The following is a 21,972-nucleotide window of genomic DNA, read 5'->3' as shown; positions in this document are numbered from 1 at the left end:
AACTTCCGATGAACGCCATTGAAAAATTGATGCGGCCGGCCCGCGTCGCCGTCATCGGCGCGTCCGCCGATCCCGCGAAGACCGCCGGCCGGCCCGTCGCCTACTTGCAGAAACACGGCTTCGGCGGAGACATCTACCCGGTCAATCCGCGCTATCCGTCGATTGCCGGCCTGCGCTGCTACGAGGACGTCGAATCGCTGCCGCACGCACCGGATGTCGGCATCGTGCTGCTCGGCGCCGAGCGCGCGCATGTCGCGGTCGCGGCGCTCGCGAAACGCGGGACCGCCGCCGCGATCGTGCTCGCGAGCGGCTACGCCGAAACCGGCGAGGCTGGCGCGCGTCGCCAGGCGCAACTGAAGGAGGCGGCCGGCTCGATGCGGGTCCTCGGGCCGAACACGATCGGCGTCGTCAACCTCACCGATCGCGTCACGTTGTCCGCGAGCGGCGCGCTGGATACCGACGGCTTCGCCGTGGGCGGCGTGAGCGTCGTGTCGCAGAGCGGCGGCATTCTCGGCGCGCTGCTGTCGCGCGCGGCCGATCGCGGGATCGGCCTGTCGAAGCTCGTGTCGACCAGCAACGAAGTCGACCTCGACGTGAGCGACTTCATCGACTACTTCATCGACGACGATGCGACATCCGTGATCGCGCTGTACCTCGAAGGGCTGCGCGATCCCGTGCGGTTTCGCGCGGCCGCGCGCCGCGCGGCGCATGCGGGTAAGGCGATCGTCGCGTACAAGATCGGACGATCGGCGTCCGGCGCGCGCTCGGCCGTCTCGCACACCGGCGCGCTCGCCGGCGAGGACCGGATGTACGACGCGCTGTTCCGCGACGCCGGCGTGATTCGCGCGCAGACGTTCGGCGATCTGCTCGACCTGCCGAACGCATTCGCGGCTGGGCGCACGCTGCGCGGTTCGCGCGTCGCGATTCTCACGTCGACGGGCGGCGCGGGCACGCTCGTCGCGGACAACTTGGGGCTTGCCGGTTTCGACACGCCCGAGCCCGATGCGGACACGGCGGCCGCGCTGCGCGCGCTTCAGACCGGCGATCACGCGGTGCTCGATCGCAATCCGATCGACGTGACGCTCGCGGGCCTGCAACCCGACCTGTTGCGCCGCGCGATCCGCACGCTCGCCGCAAGCCCGTCGTACGACGCGGTCGCCGTGATCGCCGGCTCGTCGAGCATCGGCATGCCGGAGCTGATGGCCGGCGCCGTGCGCGATGCATTTCCCGGCACCGACAAGCCGGTGGTCGCGTTCGTGAGCCCGCATGCGCCGGCCGTCACGCACGCGATGAACCGGCTCGGCGTGCCGGCGTTCGTGTCGCCGGAGAGCGTCGCGAGCGCGCTGGCCGCGATGCGGGACACCGGCCGCTGGCGCGCGCGGGCGGCCGCGCCCATCGCCGATGCCGATGCCGCGGCAACCGGCGTCGACGTGCACGACCTGCCGTGCGGGCCGCTCGACGAAGCGCAGGCGAAGGCGCTGTTCGCGCGCTTCGGCGTGACGCCGGTGCGCGAGCGCGTCGTGCGCGATGCAGCGGACGCCGAGCAGGCGGCACGGCACTTCGGCGATCGCGTGGTGCTGAAACTGCTGTCGAACCGCGTCACGCACAAGAGCGACATCGGCGGCGTCGCGGTCGGCGTGGCCGCCGATGCGATCGGTGCGCGGCTCGAACGCATGCGCGACGACGTCGAGACCGGCGCCGGGTTTGCGCCGGATGCGTTCCTCGTGCAGGAAATGGTCGCAGGCGGCGTCGAAATGATCGTCGGCCTGCATCGCGACCCGCTCGGCACCGCGATCCTGCTCGGGATGGGCGGCGTGACCGCGGAGATTTTCAACGACACGGTGTTGCGAATGCTGCCCGAGGACGCGCCGCTGTCGCGCGACGACGCGCTCGACATGATCCGCGCGCTTCGCACGTGGCCGCTGCTCGATGGCTATCGCGGCCGGCCAAAAGCTGACGTCGACGCGCTCGCCGACGCGCTCGTCGCGTTTGCGCGGATGGCGCGCCAGCTCGGTCCGCGGCTCGTCGAAGCGGAAATCAATCCGCTGTTCGTGCTCGAGGCCGGCCGCGGCGTGCGTGCTGCGGACGGCGTCGCGGTGCTGTCCTGACGTCGAACGCCTGAGTGACGCCGAGGGCCCGGTACCGGCGCTTGCGGCGTGCCGCCCGTAAGCAGGTGTTCCGTGCCGCTCGCCGAGGTGCACAACCCGCTGGCCCACAACAACGCGCGTGCCCCGCCGTGGCACGCGCATTGCTACTTGCGACGGATATCCACGGACTTCCGGGCATCGACGTGAAAAGCACGACCGGCGAGATACACATCGGCATTTCAGGCTGGCGCTACGACGGCTGGCGCGGCACCTTCTATCCGAAGGGGCTGAAGCAGGCCGCCGAGCTGCAATACGCGTCCGGCCGGATGCAGACGATCGAGATCAACGGCACGCACTACAGCCTGCAATCGCTCGCCAGCTGGCGGCGCTGGTACGACGAAACGCCGCCGGGTTTTACGTTCAGCGTGAAAGGCTCGCGCTATCTGACCCACATGCTGCGCTTTCGCGACGAAACGGCGACGGCGGCCTGCGCGAACTTCTTCGCGCAGGGCCTCCTCGCGCTGAATGACAAGCTCGGGCCGATCCTGTGGCAATTTCCGCCGTCGCTGCGTTTCGACCCCGAGCATATGGAACATTTCCTGAGCCTGCTGCCGCCCGACACCGAAGCCGCGCTCGCCCTCGCGCACCAGCACGATCGCAGGGTCAAGACGCCGTATTTGCAGATCGACCGCAAGCGCAAATTGCGTCACGCTGTCGAAGTGCGTCACGCGAGCTTCGTGGATCCGGCGTTCGTGAAGCTGCTGCGCCGCCACAAGGCCGCGCTGGTCGTCTCGGACTCCACCGAGGCGTGGCCGCAGTTCGAGGATCTGACCGCGCGCTTCGTCTACATGCGGCTGCACGGCACGGAAACGAAGTATTCCGGCGCGTATTCCGATGCGTCGCTCGATCGGTGGGCGCGCAGGATCACGTCGTGGCGCGGCGGCGCGCAGCCCGCCGATGCGCACCTTGCGGCGCCGGACCTGGCGCCGCCGCGCGCGCAGCGGCGCGACGTGTACTGCTATTTCGACAACGACGTGAAGACGAAAGCACCGTTCGACGCTGGGCGCCTGATGGAACGCCTCGGCTTGCATCCACACGAACCGCCGCCGGAGAACGCGGCCGCCGCGCGACGGCAATCCGAGCGAGAACCCGAACCGCAAGGAGAAAAATGATGACTCTGCTTATCTACCTGGTCGGATGGATCATTTTCATCGGCGGCGTGGCATGGGGATTGATGACGCTGCACGTGTCGCAGCACATCATCGAGATCGTCGCCGTCATCCTGTTCGGCATCGCGGTGATCACGGGCGCGGTACGCGCACGCACTCGCGACCGAACGTAGCGCACGCGCGCCGCCGCGGTATCGCGAACCCCTCGCCGCGCGCGGCGCGGTATCACGGTTGCGCGTCGATATAGGCAGCGGACCCTATCGCGCACCATGATCGGCGGCGACAGCCGGGCCACCGGCTCGATCGCGATGCGTGACGTCCCATGCGGCGCGCCTGTCGTCGATCCTCGGCCGCCCGCTGCATGCATACCGCGACTTCGCGGCAGCGCTGGTCCGCTGAGCGCGGCGCCGTCGTGCGCCGTAACGCCGGCGTCAATATAATCGGCGTGACCCCCACATATCGATGAACCGGCAACGTGCCGGTTTCGATCCTGCATGCCACCCCTGGATCTGGAGACGAGATGACCCTACCCGCCGCTGCGTTCGCCGAATCGTTCGACCTCGAGGCTGCCTTCGCCGATGTATCCGAATACTGGTCGCCCAAGGTCGTCGCGCAGGTCAACGATCAGTATGTGAAAATCGCGAAGGTTCGCGGTCAGCTCGTGTGGCACGACCATGCGCATGAAGACGAGCTGTTCTTCGTCGTGCGCGGACACCTGAGGATCGAGTATGAAGGCGGTCGCGTCGTCGACTTGCCCGCCGGCTCGATGCACGTGGTGCCGCGCGGCACGCAGCATAACCCGGTCGCCGACGACGAATGCTGGATCGTGCTGATCGAGCCCGTGCAGACGAAGCACACCGGCGACGTCCAGTCACCGTTGACGCGCACGATCGACGAGCAGCTGGGTCAGGTTCGCTGAATTCAGCGGCCGGGGCGGACGCAGCGGCCGTACGATGTGATGTACGACACCTGCGCCCCCCGCCCGCGTCAACCGCCAGCAGCCCCGACCCCGTCGAGTTCGCGCACCGCATCGTCCGGCAACACCAGCGCGCCGGCATCAAGATTCTCGCGCAGATGCGCGACCGACGACGTTCCCGGAATCAGCAGGATGTTCGGCGCGCGGCGCAGCAGCCATGCGAGCGCTGTCTGCATCCGCGTCGCGCCGAGCCGCGCGGCGACCGCGTCGAGCGTCGACGACTGCAACGGATTGAAGCCGCCGAGCGGAAAGTACGGTACGTAGGCGATGCCGTCGCGGCCAAGCGCATCGATCAGCTCATCGTCGTCGCGATGCGCGAGGTTGTAATGATTCTGCACGCAGGCGATGTCGCAGATCCGCCGGCCTTCGGTGATCTGCGCGGCCGTGACGTTGCTGAGCCCAATGTGTCGCACGAGGCCCTGCCGCTGCAGTTCGGCCAGCGCGGACAGCGGCGCCTCGATGGAGCCTTCGGCCGGGCCGTGCACGTCGAACATGATCCGCAGATTGACGACGTCGAGCACGTCGAGACCGAGGTTGCGCAGGTTGTCGTGCACGGCGGCCGCCAGCGCGTCGGCGGAGAACGCCGGCAGCCATGAACCGTCGTCGCCACGCGTCGCGCCGATCTTGGTCACGATCAGCAGATCGTCGCGATACGGATGCAGCGCCTCGCGAATCAGCTGGTTCGTCACATGCGGGCCATAGAAGTCGCTGGTGTCGATGTGGTCGACGCCCGCTTCGACGGCTGCGCGCAGCACGGCGAGCGCCGCGTCGCGATCCTTCGGCGGCCCGAACACGCCCGGCCCGGCCAGCTGCATCGCGCCATAACCGAGGCGGTGAACGCGGCGGCCTGCCACGGAAAACGTGCCGGATTGAACGACGGGGGACATGATCGTGCTCCTGGATGAACTAGTGAATCGCAGGTTACGCCGCGGGGCGCTGCACGATAAGCGGTCATAATGCGCACAACCTGTACGAAAAGGCGAACAATGCAAGTCGATCTCGGCGATCTGAACGCGTTCGTGGCGGTGGCGCGCGCGAAGGGCTTTCGCGAAGCTGCACGCCTGGCCGACGCGAGTGCGTCGGGGCTCAGCGAAGCGGTGCGCCGGCTGGAGGCGCAACTGGGTGTGCGGCTGCTGCACCGCACGACGCGCAGCGTGTCGCCGACCGAAGCCGGCGCGCGTCTGCTCGCGCGGCTCACGCCGGCGCTGAGCGAGGTGGAAGCGGCGCTCGACGTGGTAAACACGTTCCGCGAGAAGCCGGTCGGCACGCTGAAGCTCAACGTTCCGATGAGCGCGGCGCGGCTCGTGCTGCCGTCGATCGTCCCGCGCTTTCTCGATGCGTATCCGGAGATACGGCTCGAGGTCGTGGCCGACGAAAGCTTCGTCGATATCCTCGCGGCCGGCTGCGACGCCGGCATTCGCTACGACGAGCGTCTCGAACAGGACATGATCGCCGTGCCGATCGGCCCGCGATCGCAACGCCTCGCGACCGCCGCGGCGCCCGCCTATCTCGACCGGCGCGGCCGCCCCGCCCATCCGCGCGACCTGCTCGATCACGCGTGCCTGCGCGGCCGCTTCGCGAGCGGCGCGATGCCGGCGTGGGAATACGAGCGCGACGGCGAAGTGGTGCGCGTGGAGCCGTCGGGCCCGCTCGTCGTGCAGATCGGCGGCGCCGTCGATCTCGTCGTGGACGCGGCCTGTGCGGGGCTCGGCATCGTGCATCTGTACGAAGACTGGCTGCGCCCGTACTTCGCGAGCGGCGCGCTCGAGCCCGTGCTCGACGGCTGGTGGCGGCCGTTCTCGGGGCCGTATCTGTACTATCCGGGGCGGCGTTTCGTACCGGCTCCGCTGCGGGCCTTCGTCGATTTCATCAAGGCCGAAGCGGGATAGAAGGGATAGAAGGGATAGAACGGCACCTCACCGCCGGTTCGACCGCGACACCACGTCGATCCACACCGCCAGCACCAGCACCGCGCCCTTGACGATCATCTGCCAGTACGCGTCGACGTCGAGCATCGACATCCCGTTGTCGAGGCTCGCCATCACGAGCGCACCGATCAGCGCGCCGTAGACGGTGCCCGACCCGCCGCGCATCGACGTGCCGCCGATGAAGCACGCGGCGATCGCGTCGAGTTCGCCCATCGTGCCGGCCGACGGCGAGCCGGCCGCGAGCCGCGCGGTATTGACGATCCCCGCGAACGCGCACATCAGCCCCATCAGCGCGAAGATCGCCAGCTTCACGCGATCCGTATCGACGCCCGACAGCCGCGTCGCCTCCAGGTTCGAACCCACCGCATAGATGCGGCGGCCGAACACGGTCTGCGTCGCGATCCACGAGAACGCGCCGAGCAGCGCGAGCAGCAGCAGCACGGGCACGGGAATGCCGCCGTAGCGGTCGAGCATCGCGACGAACGCGAACAGCACGGCCCCGGCGCCGACGATCTTCGCGACGTCCTGCCACAGCGGCGCGACCGCGAGCCGGTAACGGCGCCGCGTGCCGCGCTGCCGGACGACCAGCAGCGCAACGAGCGCGAACAGCAGCAGCGCGAGGCCGTCGCCCGCCATGCGCGGCAGGTAGCCCTGGCCGATGAACACGAAGCCGTCGGACACCGGCGCGATCGTCGAGCCGCCCGTCACGCCGAGCAGGATGCCGCGGAATGCCAGCATCCCGCCGAGCCCGACGATGAACGACGGCACGCGACGGTAGGTCGACCACCAGCCGTTGAACAACCCGACCAGCACGCCGAGCGCGAGCACCGCCGGCACCGTCGCGGCGACGGGCCAGTGACGATTGACGTCGAGGATCGCCGCGACACCGCCGAGCAGCCCGAGCAGCGAACCGACCGACAGGTCGATCTCGCCCGCGATGATCACGAACACCATCCCGCACGCGAGCATCCCGGTGATCGACATCTGCCGCAGCAGGTTCGACACGTTGCGCGGCGTGACGAACGCCCCGTCGGTCAGCACCGAAAAGAACACCCAGATCGCCGCGACCGCGAACAGCAGCGCGAGCACCTTGTAGCGCACGAAAACCTGGCGCAACGGATGGCCGTGCGCGCGGCGCGCATCGGCGTCCGGCGGCACGGCGGAAGAGGAAGACAGTTCGGTATTCATGGGGTACTCGCTGCAATGGGTTCGGCCGGGCGCCGCGCGGGCGTCAGCGCGGCGCCGAGGATCTGTTCCTGCGTGAGGCCGTCGTTCACGAAATCGCCGCGCAGCTCGCCTTCGCCGATCACGAGCACGCGATCGGCCAGCCCGAGCACTTCCGGCAACTCCGACGACACGACGATCAGCGCGACGCCGCGTTTCGCGAGCGCAAAGATCAGCCGGTAGATCTCCGCCTTCGCGCCGACGTCGACGCCGCGGGTCGGTTCGTCGAGGATCAGCACCTGCGGGTCGGCCAGCAGCATCCTGGCGAGCACCGCCTTCTGCTGGTTGCCGCCGGACAGGCTAGCGATCGGCAGGAACGGATGCGCGGCGCGCACCGACAGCCGCTGCATTTCCGTGCGGATCGCGTCGAGCTCGGCGGCTGCGTCGATCCGTCCGCGCGTCGCGAAACGGCGCAGCACCGACAGCGTGATGTTGTGGCCCACGCCGAGCTGCGGCACGATCCCGTGACGCTTGCGGTCCTCCGGCACCATCGCGATGCCCGCGCGGATCGCATCGGCCGGCGCGCGGATCGCGAGCGGCCGGCCGTTCATCCGCACGCTCGCCGTGCTCGCGCCCGGATACGCGCCGAAGATCGCCTGCATCAGTTCGGTGCGGCCCGCGCCGACGAGCCCGGCGACACCGAGGATCTCGCCGCGCCGCACGCTGAACGATACGTCGTCGACGCGCTTGCGGCGCGGGTTCGCGACGTCGTGACAGGTCACGTTGCGCGCCTCCAGCACGACGTCGCCGATCTCGTGCGGCTCGCGCGGATACAGGTTGCGGATCTCGCGGCCGACCATCATCGCGATGATCCGGTCGGTGGTCAGCCCGCGCATCGGCTCGGTCGCGACATGGCGGCCGTCGCGGATCACGGTCACGGTGTCGCATACCGCATCGACTTCGTCGAGCTTGTGCGAGATGTACACGCACGCGACACCGCGACGCTTCAGGTCGCGCACGATGTCGAGCAGGATGCGCGTCTCGGCGGCGCTCAGCGACGACGACGGCTCGTCGAGGATCAGCAGCTTCGCGCGCTTGTTCAGCGCCTTCGCGATTTCGATCAGCTGCTGGTGGCCGCCGCCGTAGTTCATCACCGGCTGCGCGACGTTGATCGCGTCGATCCGCAGCTCGCGCAGCAGCGCTTCCGAACGGCGCACCATCTCCGCGTAGTGCATGCGTCCGCCGGGCAGCGTGATCTCGTTGCCGAGAAAGATGTTCTCGGCCACCGACAGTTCGGGCACGAGCATCAGCTCCTGGTGAATGATCACGATGCCCGCGCGCTCGGTGTCGCGCACGCCGGACGCGACGAGCGGCGCGCCTTCCCAGCGGATCTCGCCGTCCCACGTGCCGTGCGGGTAGACGCCCGACAGCACCTTCATCAGCGTCGACTTGCCGGCGCCGTTCTCGCCGCACAGGCCGACGCACTCGCCAGGCCGCACGGTCAGGTCGATTCCGTCGAGCGCCTTCACGCCGTCGAATGCCTTGACGATGCCGCGCATCGTCAGCAAGGGTTCGGTCATACGTTCATCGCCTCGCAGTGAGCACGCGGCCGCCCGCCCGGCCGGCCGCGTGCCTCGCCGCCGTCGTGCCGTTACTGGCTCGCCAGCTGGGCCTGGGTGTAGAAGCCGTCCTTCACGACGACGTCGACGTTGCGCTTCGTCAGCAGCGTCGGCTGCAGCAGCACCGTGTCGACCTTCTTCTTCCCGTTGTCGTATTGCGCGTTGAACGCGGGCTTCGCGCCCTTAGCGAGATCGACCGCGAGCTTCGCGGCTTCGCTCGCGATCAGCTTCAGCGGCTTGTAGACCGTCATCGTCTGCGTACCGGCGATCACGCGCTTGACCGCCGCGAGATCCGCATCCTGCCCGGACACCGGCACCTTGCCGGCCAGATGCTGCGCGGCGAGCGCCTGGATCGCGCCGCCGGCGGTGCCGTCGTTCGACGCGACGATCGCGTCGATCTTGTTGTTGTTCGCGGTCAGCGCGTCCTCGACGATCCGCAGCGCGGTCGACGCGCTCCACTCGGGCACCCATTGCTGGCCGACGAGCTTGATGTCGCCGCGGTCGATCGCCGGCTTCAGCACCTTCAGTTGTCCTTCGCGCAGCATCTTCGCGTTGTTGTCGGTCGGCGCGCCGCCGAGCAGGAAGTAATTGCCCTTCGGCTTCGCGTCGAACACGCCCTGCGCCTGCAGCTCGCCGACCTTCTCGTTGTCGAACGAGATGTACGCGTCGACATCCGCGTCGAGGATCAGGCGGTCGTACGACACGACCTTGATACCGGCCTTCCTCGCTTCGGCGACGACGTTGCCGAGCGTCTTCGAATTGAACGGCACGATCACGATCACGTCGACGCCGCGCGAGATCAGGTTCTCGATCTGGGAAATCTGCCGCGCCTCGCTGGCGTCGGCCGACTGCACCGACACCTTCGCGCCGAGCTTCGTCGCGGCCGCGACGAAATAATCGCGATCGCGCGACCAGCGCTCGACGCGCAGGTCGTCGATGCAGAAGCCGATCTCGGGCTTGTCCTTGCTCGCGTGCGCGAGCGGTGCGCCCAGCGCGAGGACTGCCAGCGCGGCGGCGCCGGCAAGGGAACTCAATACGGTACGACGCGTCACGGATTTCATGTCTCCATTCCTCTTTATTGATTGGACTGCTTTCACGAATGCCGGTCGACCGGCCTGTCACGCACCGGCCGCAAACACCGGTTCGAGCGCGCGGTAAAGCGCGCGAAACGTCGGACGCCGCTCGTCGCGATACCACGCGTGCCGCGCGAGATCGGGCTCGCGCACCGCGACGATCGGCGGCTGCGGGCACACGTCGTCGAGCGACGCACCCGGTTCGAGCGCGAGACGCGCAAGGCGCGCGGCGCCCAGCGCCGGCCCCACTTCGCCGCCCGCGCGCAGCGTCAGCGCGCGGCCGCTCAGGTCGGCAAGCATCTGCGTCCAGTACGCGCTGCGCGAGCCGCCACCGATCACCGTGATGCTGTCGGGCGCGAGCCCGGCCGCATGCAGCGCGTCGATGCCGTCGAGCAGCGCGAAGCCGACACCTTCGAGCGTCGCGTTCGCGAGATCCGCACGCTGCGTGTCGGGTGTGAGCCCGTAGAACACGCCCTTCGCATTCACGTCGTTGTACGGCGTGCGCTCGCCGCTCAGGTACGGAAGGAACCACGGGCGCCTTGCGCGCGCGTTCGTCTCGGCATCGTCGAGCAGCGCCGCGACGCCGTCGTAACCGGCCAGCTGCGCGCTGAAGTCGAGGCAGCCGGCCGCGTTCAGCATCACCGACATCAGGTGCCACGTATCCGGCAGCGCGTGACAGAAGCTGTGCACCGCCGATTCCGGGTTCGCGCGAAACCCGTCCGACACCGCGAAATAGACGCCCGACGTGCCGAGCGACAGCAGCGCGTCGCCTGGCCGCACGATGCCGACGCCCACCGCGCCGGCCGCGTTGTCGCCACCGCCGGCCACCACCGGGATCTCGCGCAGCCCGAGCGTGCGGGCGACGGCCGGCAGCAGCGTGCCGGTCACGCCGTTGCCCTCGAACACGGGTGGCATCTGCGCGCGCGACAACCCGCATGCGGCCAGCAGCGCGTCGTCGTAGTCGCGCTTCGCGACGTCGAGCCACAGCGTGCCGGCGGCATCCGACGGATCGGTTGCGAACGCACCGGTCATCCGGTAGCGCAGATAGTCCTTCGGCAGCAGCACGTGCGCGATGCGCGCGAACACGTCGGGCTCGTGACGGCGCACCCACAGCAGCTTAGGTGCGGTGAAGCCAGGCATCGCGATGTTGCCGGCCACGGTGCGCAGCGCGGGCGCGAGCCGCTCGAGTTCGGCGCACTCGGCATCCGCGCGACCGTCGTTCCACAGGATCGCGGGGCGCAGCACGTCGCCATGCGCGTCGAGCAGCGTGGCGCCATGCATCTGCCCGGTCAGTCCCAGCGCGGCGATGTCGTGCGGGTCGATGCCGGCCGCGCGTGCTTCATCGACGAGCGCGGCGAGCGCGCCGCTTGCCGCGTCCCACCAGTCGCGCGGCGCCTGTTCGGACCAGCGCGGCCGCGGCCGGCTCACCGTCAGCGGGCGGGTCGCGCTTGCGCGCACCGCGCCGTCGCGGTCGAGCAGCACCGCCTTCACGCCCGACGTGCCGAGATCGAGTCCGATATACATGGCGTCAGCGCAGCCCGTAGATCGCCTGGTTCACGATGTTCTCGAGCCGCTCCTGCGCGCCGCTCGCATGCCGCGGGTCCACGCCGCGCGCGAGCGCGTCGTCGGCGAGCGACTGCAGCGTATAGCCGCCCGACAGGATCTTCTGGCCGAACGCTTCGTCCCACTGCGCGTAGCGCTGCCGGCGCAGCGCGTCGAGCCGGTCGTTCTCGACCAGCACCGCCGCGCGTTCGAGTGCGAGCGCGAGCACGTCGATCGCGCCGACGTGGCCGTAGAACAGGTCTTCCGGATCGACGCTCTGGCGGCGCACCTTCGCGTCGAAGTTCATCCCGCCGGTGGTAAAGCCGCCGTGGCGCAGGATCTCGTAGAACGCGAGCGTCAGCTCCTCGACGCTGTTCGGGAACTGGTCGGTATCCCAGCCGTTCTGCGGATCGCCGCGGTTCGCGTCGACGCTGCCGAACACGCCGAGCGCGAACGCATTTGCGATCTCGTGATGGAACGAATGACCGGCGAGTGTCGCGTGGTTGGCCTCGATGTTCACGCGGATCTCGTTCTGCAGTCCGTACTGCACGAGGAAGCCGTGCACGGTCGCGACGTCGTAGTCGTACTGGTGCTTGGTCGGCTCCTGCGGCTTCGGCTCGATCAGCAGCGCGCCCTTGAAGCCGATCCGGTGCTTGTGCTCGACGACCATCGACAGAAAGCGCGCGAACTGCTCGCGCTCGCGCTTCAGGTCGGTATTGAGGAGCGTCTCATACCCTTCGCGGCCGCCCCACAGCACGTAGTTCTCGCCGCCGAGCCGGTGCGTCGCGTCGAGCGCATGGCACACCTGGGCCGCGGCCCACGCGAACACGTCGGGGTTCGGGTTCGTCGCGGCGCCCGCCGCGAAGCGCGGGTGCGAGAACAGGTTCGCGGTCCCCCACAGCAGCCGCACGCCGCTCGCCTGCTGGCGCTCGCCGAGATAGTCGACCATCCGCGCGAAATTGGCCGCGTACTCGCGCAGGCTGTCGCCCTCCGGCGCGACGTCCGTGTCATGGAACGTATAGAACGGCGTACCGAGCTTCGTGAAGAATTCGAATGCCGCATCGGCCTTCAGCCGCGCCCGCTCGAGTGCGTCGCCGGGCTGCTGCCAGGGCCGCTGGAATGCGCCCTGCCCGAAGATGTCGTGCCCCGGCCATACGAACGTGTGCCAGTAGCACACGGCGATCCGCAGATGCTCGGCCAGCGTCTTGCCGAGCACGCGCTTCTCGGCGTCGTAATGGTGGTAGGCCAGCGGGTTGTCCGACTGCGGACCTTCGTAACGAATCGCGGGAATGTGTTCGAAATACGACATGGCGTCTCCGTGCAGGCTCTTGTTGCAGCGCAACGCGCGTCGCGGCGACGCACGCGGCCGAATTCGGTTGACTGGATCGTGCCCGTGCGCCTGCCGGCCGGCAATTGCGAAATTGCGCAGCATGCTTAACGTTTCTTGCCAGTTGCTGCGCGCGACGCGCGTTCCGTCCTACAATCGCCGGACACCAGAACACCGCGCGCCGCCGCCCCGGGCGCGCCCCGGAGACAACGGCACGACGCGCCCGGCGCGCGTGCCCCGACACCAGATGAACCGCGCCCCTTCCGCCCAGACACCGCACCGCATCGCGCTGCTGTTCAACGCGAACAAGGTCTACGACCGCGAGATCATCAGCGGCATCGGCCAGTATCTGCACACGACGCGCGTCGTGTGGGACCTGTTCCTCGAAGACGACTTCCGCTGCCGGCTCGCCGGCATCGAGCGCTTCGACGGCGACGGCATCATCGCGGACTTCGACGACCCGGCCGTCGCCGACGCGCTCGCCGGTTCGCCGCTGCCGATCGTCGCGGTCGGCTCGTCATACGAGGATCCGGCGCAGTATCCGGACGGCGTCCCATATATTGCGACCGACAACCCCAAGCTCGTGTCGCTCGCCTATACGCACCTGATCGGCGCGGGGCTCGCGCATTTCGCGATGTACAGCCTGCCGGCCGCCCAGGAGAATCGCTGGGCGCAGCAGCGCGAGCTCGCGTTCGACCGGCTCGCGCGCGCGGACGGGCTCGACGCGCCGATCTACCGCGGCGTGTCGACGAGCGCGTCGGGCTGGGATCATGCGATCGAGCAGCTGATCGGCTGGCTGCATGCACTGCCGAAACCCGTCGGCGTGATCGCCGTCACCGATGCGCGCGCGCGGCACCTGCTGCAGGCGTGCCTGATCGCCGGCATCGCGGTGCCGGAACAGGTCGCGATCATCGGCATCGACAACGATCCGCTCACCCGCACGCTGACGCGCATTCCATTGTCGTCGGTGATCCAGGGCACCGAGGAAATGGGCCGCACCGCCGCGCACTTGCTGCACCGGATGCTGCGCGGCGCGCGTTTTCCCGGGCAGCGCATCCTCGTGCCGCCGGTCGGCATCAACGTGCTCGAATCGACGCGCCACCAGCCGCTCGCGAGCCCGCACGTGATGCGCGCACGGCATTTCATCCGCCAGTACGCGTGCCAGGGGATCAAGACCGAACAGGTCGCCGACTACGTCGGTGTGTCGCGCTCGCTGCTCGAGGAGCACTTCCGGCGCGAACTGCAGCGCACCGTTCACCAGGAAATCCTGCGTCACAAGCTCGAGGCCGCCCAGGCGCTGCTCGCGGCCCGCAATGCGTCGAGCGCGGAAGTCGCGATTCGCTGCGGCTTCACGTCGCTGCAATACATGTATGCGGTGTTCCGCCGCGAACTCGGCTGCACGCCGCGCGAATACCAGGAACGCACTGCGCCTGCCCACTGAATTCACCGCCCACGAGCGAACCCACTCATGCCTATCGATACCGCCACTTCCCGCCCGGCAGCCGACGTCGGCCGCATTCCGTCCGAGCCGTGGGGCACGCCGCCCGGCGGCGATCCGGTGCGGCGCTATACGCTGCGCAACGCGCACGGAATGCGCGTCGTCGTCAGCGATCTCGGCGCGACCGTCGTGTCGTGGCTCGCCCCCGACCGCACCGGGCGCTTCGCCGATATCGTGCTGGCCCACGACACGCCGGCCGATTACATCGACTCTGGCGCGTACCTCGGCGCGACGGTCGGCCGCTGGGCGAACCGGATCGCGGATGCGCGCTTCACGCTCGACGGCGTGGACTACACGCTCGACCGCAACGAGAACGGCAACCTGCTGCACGGCGGCGCGAGCGGCTTTCATCGCGCGTGCTGGGACGTGATCGACGACCACGGCGGGTTGACGCTGCGGCTCGATTCGCCGGAAGGCGATGCCGGGTTCCCCGGCAACGTAAGCGTGCAGGTGCGCTACACGCTCGACGACGACGGCACGCTGACGATCGACTATACGGGCGTGACCGATGCGCCCACGCCGTTGAACCTGACGAATCACAGCTACTTCAACCTGAGCGGACGCGCGGGCAGCGACGTGCGCGGGCATCTGCTGCAGATCGACGCCGATGCGTTCGTCGAAGTGGACGATGCGCTGATCCCGACCGGCACGGCCGACGTGACGGGCAGCGCGTTCGATTTCCGGCAGAGCGCGCCGATCGGCGCGCGCCTCGACTGGCCGCATGCGCAGCTCGCACGCGGGCGCGGCTTCGACCACTGCTACGTGCTGCGCGACTTTGGGCGCGGCGTGCGGCCCGTCGCGGCGATCTACGATCCGGAAAGCGGCCGGGAGCTCGCCGTATCGACGGATCAGCGCGGGCTGCAGCTCTATACGGGCAACTATCTGGACGGTTTGCGTGCAAGCGGCGGTGTGTCGTGCGTGCAGCATGCGGCGCTGTGCGTCGAAGCCGGGTTCTTTCCGAACCAGGTCAACATGAACGCATTGCGCGACGAAACCATCCTTCAGCCGGGCGATACCTATCGCCAGACGACGCGGTATCGGGTAGGCGTGCGCGCGTAGCGCAGATAGTAGGCAACGCACGCGTTCTTTGCGTAGGCATCGGCGGCTGCGCTACGCTCGTTCCGGCCTCGTGTCGTCTCGTATCGAGGCTGAAATTTAAGCGCTTAAACTGCCGACGCCCGCGCTCAGGCAATCGACCGACCGGGCCAAACACTGGAGGATGACAATGAATAGAAGATCGATGTTGCGCTGGAGTATCTCGACCGCGGCGCTCGCCTGCATCGACCTGGCCGGCACGCTGCCGGCCGTCGCGCAAGGGGTTGCGCAAGACGTTGCGCGCGCCGCGGGTGGCGCCCCGTTGGCGATGGGCGCGGACGTGTCGACGCTGCCGGAGCTCGAAGCGCACGGCGCGCAATATTTCGACCGCGGGCATCCGCGCGACTGCCTGAAGATCCTGCACGCGCATGGCGTCGATTCGATCCGCATCAAGGTCTGGAACGATCCCGGCAACCCGGACTTCTTCCCCGCGAACCAGAGCGATGCGGCCGGCTACAACAATGCCGCACACGTCGTGGCGCTCGCGAAACGTGCGGCCGCGCTGGGGATGCGCATCCTGATCGACTTCCACTACAGCGACTGGTGGGCCGACCCCGGCAAGCAATACCCGCCGCATGCGTGGGCCGGCAAGAATCTCGCCGACACGTGCGCGCTGCTGTCGGCCTATACGACCGACGTGCTGCGCCAGCTTCAGCGCGCCGGCGTGCGGCCCGAGTGGGTGCAGATCGGCAACGAGATCACCGGCGGCATGCTGTGGCCGCTCGGCCGCTACGACCAGTGGGACAACCTCGCGCAGCTGCTGAAGACGGGCCGCGATGCGGTGAAGGCCGTCGATCCGCGCATCAAGGTGATGCTGCATATCGACAGCGGCGGCGACAACGCGAAAAGCCGCTGGTGGTTCGACAGCGCGACGCAGCGCGGCGTGACGTTCGACGTGATCGGCCTGTCGTATTACCCGCAGTGGCAAGGCTCGCTCGACGACCTGCGCAACAACGCGAACGACCTCGCGGTGCGCTACGACAAGGAGCTGATCGTCGTGGAAACCGCGTATCCGTGGACCACCAGCGACGGCGACTCGGAACCGAACGCGATGACGAACACGGGCTCGACCGCGTTCCCGCCTTCACCGGCCGGCCAGGCGCAATTCCTCGCGGCGGTCGTCGATATCGTGAAGGGCGTGCCGGGCAATCGCGGCAAGGGCGTGTTCTGGTGGGAGCCGGAATGGATCCCGACGCCGGGCGTCGGCTGGAAGGTCGGCGCGGGTGATCAGTGGGACAACAACACGTGGTTCGACTTCCACGGCAACGCGCTGTCGTCGCTCGACGCGTTCCGCCGGCGCTGATCGATCCCGTCTGCGACATCACGGCATCACCGCACCGGCGCATCGCGCGTCAGTGCGGTGCATCGAAGCGGCGCCTCGCAGGGGCCGCCATGCCGCTTGCGTCACTCGCACCGCCCTGCTGGCCGCGCGCATCCCGCGCAAGCAGCACGAATGCGACGAGCGCGAGCCCGCAGCACCCCGCGAACGTCGCGCGATAGCCGAACAGGTCCACACACGCGCCCGACAGCACGCCCGACGCGATCGAGCCGACTCGCGCGGTGCTGAAGAACATCGCGGTCGCGGTGCCGGGGCGCGCGGGCATCAGGTCGCACACGCGCGTCATCCCGAGGCAGGACGTGATCGCGACCACGCACGCACTCAGCAATTGCAGCGGCAGGATCATGTCGGCCCGCGTCACCGCCGCGAGCCCGATGAAATACGCGGCGTGCACGGCCGCGCACGCGGTCAGCCAGCGTGCCTTGTCGAGCCGCGTCGACCGGACGCCGAGCCACAGCATCATCGGGATCTCGAGCAACGCGGCGAGGCCCAGCGCGGCCGACACGTTCGTCGGCGTGCCGCCGAGCCCGCGCACGATGTACAGCGGCAGCACGATCATCGTCGCGTTCGCCGCGAGCCCCATCAGCGTGAGCGCGACGAGGGTCCGCAGCACGCTCGCGCGCGGCGCGACGACGATCGCCGTCGTATCGACGGTTGTCTTTGCGTCGTCGCCGACCGCTTGCACGTGAACGGCTGCCGGCCGCCGCGCGGGCTCCGGAATCCGCGCGACGATCGCCGCGCACGCGACAAAGCCCGCGGCAGCCGCGAGAAAGAGCCCGGTAAAACCCGTCTGCGCGAGGATCAGCGCGCCGAGCGCGGGACCAAACACCCACGCGACAGACAGCATCGTGCGCAGCGCGGCCGATGCGAGTTCGCGCTGCGCATCGTCGTCGACCGGCAGCACCGCGCGCGCGAACGAAAAGATCTGCGACAGCGACACGGCGCCCGCACCGAGCAGGATCGTGCCGGCGGCGATCACCGGCCCGTGCTCGCGCAGCACGCACAGCAGCGCGAAACCGAGCGCGGCCGCAGCGAGCGACACGACGAGCAGCGGCCGGTGGCGGTCGCGACGATCCGACCACCGCCCGGCCCACGTGCTGGCGACCACTCCGCTCGCCGCGATCAGCGTCATGAAGACGCCCGCGAGCAACGGCGACATCCCGGCCGCCTCCACGCCGAACAGCGACAGGTACGGCGCGGTAAACGACATCGCGACGCCGAGCATCAGCGCCGCCGCGGACAGCGGCACGAAATGCGCGATCCGCGCGAGGCGCGCGACATGCAACCGCGGCGACGGCAACGACTGCATCGCGTCAGTCCGGCTCGACCCATGCGGCGACATCGACCGCGCCGAGTTCGCGGCCGCCGAGCACGAAGCGCGCACCGTCCGGCACGGGCAGCGTGCACGGGGTATCGCCGTAGTTGAACGCGAACACGACGCGCCCGCGCCGGCACAAGCGCACGCCGTCAGGCAGCTCGCGCACCGGCAGTCCGGCGTCGCGCGCGCAGCGGCCGACGATCGCGCGCAACAGCGCGGGATCGAAGCACGCAGTCGCCATCGTCACCTGGCCGTGTCGCACGAGCGCGGGCACGCCGTCGTCGCAGGCGGCAAGCACGTCGACAGGGGTGCTCGCGTCGAGATCGATGTGATCGCGCCATTTCAGCGCATGGCCATCGACCCCGTCGAACGCGACGCGCGGCGCGAGCGACGGCCGCAGCGACTCGACCTGCGCGATCCGCACCGGCAGCACGTCACGCAGCTTGCCCGGCGCAAGGCCCGGCACGATCGCGAAGTCAGCGGTGCGCGACCCGGTGCGCGGCCCGAACAACCAGTGCGCGTTCCCGCGCGCGGCCTGCTCGGCGACACGATCCGGCACGACCGGCAGCGTCGGCACGACGACGAGCGCATAGCGCGACACGTCGGCATCGGCCGCGACGATATCGACGTCGAGCCCGAGTTCGCGCAGCGCGCGATACCAGTCGAACGCGTGCTGCTGATAGTCGAAACCGGCGCCGTGCGGCTGGATCCGGATCATCCAGTCGGCCGTGTAATCGAACAGCAGCGCGACGCGGGCGGGCTCGCGCGCGCCGGCGACAAGCGCGGAATCCAGCGCGGCCAGCTCGCGTGCGACACGCGCCACTTCACGGCCGCCCGGCGACAACTCGTCGTCCGGTGCGTTGAGCCCCGAGTGCAGCTGCTCCTGCGCATGCGGATACTGCCGCCAGCGGAAATACGACACGAGCTCCGCGCCGTGCGCGAACGCTTCCCACGTCCACAACCGCACCGCGCGGGCGTGCGGCACCGGGTTGTACGGCCCCCAGTTGACCGGCCCCGCCTGTTGCTCCATCACCCACATCCGGCCGTTGCCGACACCGCGATACAGGTCGTGCGAGAACGCCGACACGTCGGGATGCCCCGTGCGCGCCCAGCGCCGCTTGTCGGCTTCGTCGAGCGGCAGCACTTCGGTGCGCGGCACCGGGTAGCTGTCCCACGCGGCGACATCGAGGCCGCCGCGGGCGAACGCGTAGTGATCGAACTCGGTGAAAAATCCCATGAAGTTGTGCAGCACGTCGCGGCCCGGCGCATGCGGCCGGATCGCATCGACCTGCGCCGCATGGAACCGCGCGACCTCGTCCGACTGATAGCGCCGGAAGTCGAGCAGGTGCGCGGGGTTCGCGTCGGTCGGCGTATGGCGTGGCAGCTCGATCTCGTCGAAGCCGCGATATTCCATGCTCCAGAACACGTTGCCCCACGCGCGGTTCAGCGTGCCGATGTCGCCGTAGCGCACGGCGAGCCACGCGCGAAAGCCGTCGAGCGCCGCACGCGTATAGCTCGGCAGCGTGTTGTGACAGCCGAGCTCGTTGTCGGTCTGCCAGGCGATCACCGCCCGATGCGCGCCGTAGCGCCGCGCCATCGCGTCCGCGATGCGCACGCAGTGCGCGCGATACACGGGGCTCGCGATGTCGTAATGGCGACGCGAGCCGAATTGCCACACCGCGCCGTCCGCGCCGACCGGCAGTATCTCCGGATGGCGATCGACGAGCCATTTCGGCGGCGACGCGGTCGGCGTGCCGAGTATGACCTTCAACTGCCGGCTGGCGAGCGTGTCGATCGCTTCGTCGAGCCATGCCCAGTCGTAGCGGCCCGGTTCCGGCTCCATCCGGCTCCACGCGAATTCGGCGATCCGCACGCGGGTCAGGCCCAGTTCGGCCATGCGCCGCGCATCGCGCGCCCATTGTTCGCGCGGCCAGTGTTCGGGGTAGTAGCAAACGCCGAGGTGCATCGTGGATTCCTTGCTGGAGAGTGGAAGGAGGGAGGCCATCAGCCTTTCGTCGCGCCGAACGTGAGCCCCGCGACGAAGTGCTTCTGCATCGCGAAGAACATCAGCACCGACGGCAGCGCGGCGAGCACCGAGCCGGCCGACACGATGTTCCAGGCGGTCGTCCACTGCCCCTTGAGCGCGGCGACGCCGACGGTGATCGGCGCCGCGTCGTCGCCTTGCGTGAGGCACAGCGCCCAGAAGTAGTCGTTCCACACGAACGTGAACACGAGGATCGCGAGCGCCGCGAGCGCCGGCCGTACGAGCGGCAACACGACGCGCCAGTAGATCGCCCACTCCGACGCACCTTCGACGCGCGCGGCCTCGATCAGCTCGAACGGCAGCTCGCGGATGAAGTTGCGCAGGAACAGCGTGCAGAAGCCGGTCTGGAACGCGGTATGGAACAGCACCAGCGCCCATACGGTGTTGTACAGGCCGACGCCGAGCATGATCTGCCGCACCGGGATCATCAGGATCTGGATCGGCACGAAGTTGCCCGCGACGAACAGCCCGAGCAGCACGAGATTGCCGCGGAACCGGTAGTTCGCGAGCGCGTGCCCGGCGAGCGACGCGAGCAGGATCGACGCGGCGACCGACGGCACCGTGATCAGGATGCTGTTCGCGAAGTAATGCAGCATCGGCGTCTGCGTGAGCGCGGTGCCGTAGTTCTCGACCAGCGCGAACTGCTTCGGCCAGTCCCAGTAATGGCCGGCCATGATCTCGTCGGTCGAGCGGATCGACGTGACGAGCACCGCGAGCAGCGGCACGAGCCACAGCGCGAGCGCGCACGGCAGCGACAGCCGGTACAGCCATCGGGCGGGACGTCCCCAGCGGGACATGGGCATCGGATACATATTCGAAATCCTTACGATTCGACGCGCACCAGCTTGCGCAGCTGCCACACGATATAGACGAGCATGATCGCGAACAGCACGACCGCGATCGCGGCCGAATAGCCTTCGCGGTAATACTTGATCGCCTGGTCGACCATGAAGTACGCGAGCACGGTCGAGCTGTCGAACGGGCCGCCGCCCGTCATCACCGAGATCAGGTCGAAGCTGCGCAGCGCGCCGATCACGGTCAGCACCACCGCCATGAAGGTCGCGGGCCGCAACTGCGGCAGGATCACGTGCCACAGCAGCGTGAAGCCGCGCGCGCCTTCGATCCGCGCCGCCTCCACGATTTCGCCGTTGATGCCGGTGAGCCCGGTCAGGTACAGGATCATGCAGAACGGAATCTGCGGCCACAGCGCGGCGACGATCACGCCGTAGGTCGCATAGCGCGGATCGCCGAGCACCGGGATTCCGTGCCCGACGATCAGCTTCAGCAGCCCGAACGTCGGGTCGTAGAACCACGAGAACACCAGGCCGACGACGACGCCCGGCAACACGAACGGCGCGAAGAACAGCGACTTCACGAGCCGTATCCCGTAGACGTTCTGGTTCAGGTACAGCGCGAGCGCGAGGCCGAGCGGCGGCGCGGCGAGAAACAGCGCGAGCCACAGCACGTTGTTCTTCAGCGCGACGTAGAACGTATCGGACTGCAGCAGCTCGCGATAATTGTCGAGCCCCGCGTACGTCATCGGCGTCATCCCGTCCCAGTGATGGAAGCTCAGCCAGATGCTGCTGACGATCGGATACAAGACGAACACGGTGAACAGCGCGAATCCCGGCAGCACGAACAGCAGCGCCGCGCGGTTCCGCCGGCGCGCGAGCGACGCGCGCGCATGCCGCTCGTGGCCGGCTTCGCGGCGCGCGGCGCTTTCGGACAGGCTGGTTGACATTGTGGTGACCTTCGACGAAACGAGACGAAACGAGGCGAAACGGGCATGACGG

At 68.7% G+C, this 21,972-nt stretch carries 18 protein-coding genes; 8 read left to right on the top strand and 10 right to left on the bottom strand.

The annotated features are described in order from the left end of the window. Positions 1 to 8: 8 nt before the first annotated feature. The 4 genes from FFI87_RS30875 to FFI87_RS30860 all read left to right on the top strand — a co-directional run bounded on the left by FFI87_RS30875 (position 9) and on the right by FFI87_RS30860 (position 4,175). Positions 9 to 2,108: an acetate--CoA ligase family protein gene (locus FFI87_RS30875; RefSeq protein WP_138850349.1), complete on the top strand. Its 2,100-nt coding sequence runs from the start codon at positions 9 to 11 to the stop codon at positions 2,106 to 2,108. A 182-nt stretch (positions 2,109 to 2,290) separates the two neighbouring features. After that, the gene (locus tag FFI87_RS30870; RefSeq protein ID WP_138850348.1) at positions 2,291 to 3,259 is read left to right on the top strand and encodes a DUF72 domain-containing protein; all 969 of its coding nucleotides are present in this window, start codon (positions 2,291 to 2,293) and stop codon (positions 3,257 to 3,259) included. After that, a complete protein-coding gene (locus FFI87_RS34635; protein ID WP_011661214.1) occupies positions 3,256 to 3,429 on the top strand; it encodes a hypothetical protein in 174 nt (57 codons plus the stop codon). The genes FFI87_RS30870 and FFI87_RS34635 overlap by 4 nt, the downstream gene beginning before the upstream one ends. Before the next feature lie 347 nt (positions 3,430 to 3,776). Then, the gene (locus FFI87_RS30860) at positions 3,777 to 4,175 is read left to right on the top strand and encodes a cupin domain-containing protein (protein WP_138850346.1); all 399 of its coding nucleotides are present in this window, start codon (positions 3,777 to 3,779) and stop codon (positions 4,173 to 4,175) included. 68 nt (positions 4,176 to 4,243) lie between these two features. On the opposite strand, the gene FFI87_RS30855 is transcribed toward FFI87_RS30860, so the two are convergent. Continuing rightward, positions 4,244 to 5,119 carry an aldo/keto reductase family oxidoreductase gene (locus FFI87_RS30855; protein WP_138850345.1) on the bottom strand — a complete coding sequence of 292 codons (876 nt, stop codon included), beginning with the start codon at positions 5,117 to 5,119 and terminating at the stop codon, positions 4,244 to 4,246. A 99-nt stretch (positions 5,120 to 5,218) separates the two neighbouring features. Between FFI87_RS30855 and FFI87_RS30850 the strand changes: the two genes are divergently transcribed. Further along, complete coding sequence (locus FFI87_RS30850) at positions 5,219 to 6,121, top strand: LysR family transcriptional regulator (RefSeq protein ID WP_012372376.1); 903 nt, start codon at positions 5,219 to 5,221, stop codon at positions 6,119 to 6,121. 27 nt (positions 6,122 to 6,148) lie between these two features. On the opposite strand, the gene FFI87_RS30845 is transcribed toward FFI87_RS30850, so the two are convergent. The 5 genes from FFI87_RS30845 to xylA form a co-directional block, all read right to left on the bottom strand. Then, positions 6,149 to 7,348, bottom strand: a complete 1,200-nt coding sequence (locus FFI87_RS30845; RefSeq protein ID WP_012372375.1) for a sugar ABC transporter permease — start codon at positions 7,346 to 7,348, stop codon at positions 6,149 to 6,151. Beyond that, complete coding sequence (gene xylG, locus FFI87_RS30840; RefSeq protein ID WP_138850344.1) at positions 7,345 to 8,904, bottom strand: D-xylose ABC transporter ATP-binding protein; 1,560 nt, start codon at positions 8,902 to 8,904, stop codon at positions 7,345 to 7,347. Before xylG ends, FFI87_RS30845 begins: the two co-directional genes overlap by 4 nt. A gap of 71 nt (positions 8,905 to 8,975) precedes the next feature. Then, a complete protein-coding gene (gene xylF, locus FFI87_RS30835) occupies positions 8,976 to 10,004 on the bottom strand; it encodes a D-xylose ABC transporter substrate-binding protein (RefSeq protein WP_012372373.1) in 1,029 nt (342 codons plus the stop codon). Positions 10,005 to 10,061: 57 nt separating this feature from the next. Continuing rightward, the gene (gene xylB / locus FFI87_RS30830) at positions 10,062 to 11,540 is read right to left on the bottom strand and encodes a xylulokinase (protein WP_138850343.1); all 1,479 of its coding nucleotides are present in this window, start codon (positions 11,538 to 11,540) and stop codon (positions 10,062 to 10,064) included. Between the two features lie 4 nt (positions 11,541 to 11,544). After that, positions 11,545 to 12,867, bottom strand: a complete 1,323-nt coding sequence (xylA, locus tag FFI87_RS30825; RefSeq protein WP_138850342.1) for a xylose isomerase — start codon at positions 12,865 to 12,867, stop codon at positions 11,545 to 11,547. A gap of 265 nt (positions 12,868 to 13,132) precedes the next feature. Here xylA and FFI87_RS30815 point away from each other — a divergent pair, with 265 nt between their 5' ends. The 3 genes from FFI87_RS30815 (at position 13,133) to FFI87_RS30805 (ending at position 16,781) form a co-directional block, all read left to right on the top strand. Then, on the top strand, positions 13,133 to 14,326 hold the full coding sequence (locus FFI87_RS30815) for a XylR family transcriptional regulator (RefSeq protein ID WP_105832117.1): 1,194 nt from the start codon (positions 13,133 to 13,135) through the stop codon (positions 14,324 to 14,326). 27 nt (positions 14,327 to 14,353) lie between these two features. Next, entirely contained in the window at positions 14,354 to 15,442 is a 1,089-nt protein-coding gene (locus FFI87_RS30810) for an aldose epimerase family protein (protein ID WP_138850341.1), read from the top strand. Positions 15,443 to 15,608: 166 nt separating this feature from the next. Further along, positions 15,609 to 16,781 carry an arabinogalactan endo-beta-1,4-galactanase gene (locus FFI87_RS30805; RefSeq protein WP_138850340.1) on the top strand — a complete coding sequence of 391 codons (1,173 nt, stop codon included), beginning with the start codon at positions 15,609 to 15,611 and terminating at the stop codon, positions 16,779 to 16,781. Between the two features lie 49 nt (positions 16,782 to 16,830). On the opposite strand, the gene FFI87_RS30800 is transcribed toward FFI87_RS30805, so the two are convergent. The 4 genes from FFI87_RS30800 to FFI87_RS30785 are packed head-to-tail and all read right to left on the bottom strand — an operon-like array spanning position 16,831 to position 21,920. Beyond that, entirely contained in the window at positions 16,831 to 18,126 is a 1,296-nt protein-coding gene (locus tag FFI87_RS30800) for a sugar efflux transporter (protein WP_138850339.1), read from the bottom strand. Between the two features lie 4 nt (positions 18,127 to 18,130). After that, complete coding sequence (locus tag FFI87_RS30795) at positions 18,131 to 20,101, bottom strand: beta-galactosidase (protein ID WP_138850855.1); 1,971 nt, start codon at positions 20,099 to 20,101, stop codon at positions 18,131 to 18,133. Between the two features lie 38 nt (positions 20,102 to 20,139). Further along, the gene (locus FFI87_RS30790; protein WP_012372365.1) at positions 20,140 to 20,991 is read right to left on the bottom strand and encodes a carbohydrate ABC transporter permease; all 852 of its coding nucleotides are present in this window, start codon (positions 20,989 to 20,991) and stop codon (positions 20,140 to 20,142) included. Positions 20,992 to 21,002: 11 nt separating this feature from the next. Then, entirely contained in the window at positions 21,003 to 21,920 is a 918-nt protein-coding gene (locus FFI87_RS30785; protein WP_138850338.1) for a carbohydrate ABC transporter permease, read from the bottom strand. Between the last annotated feature and the right edge of the window lie 52 nt (positions 21,921 to 21,972).

Origin of the sequence: Burkholderia sp. KBS0801, assembly GCF_005937855.2 — a bacterium.
Taxonomy (GTDB): domain Bacteria; phylum Pseudomonadota; class Gammaproteobacteria; order Burkholderiales; family Burkholderiaceae; genus Burkholderia; species Burkholderia ambifaria.
The sequence above is the reverse complement of the archived record's forward strand: the minus strand, read 5'-3'. Positions and strand labels throughout refer to the sequence as shown.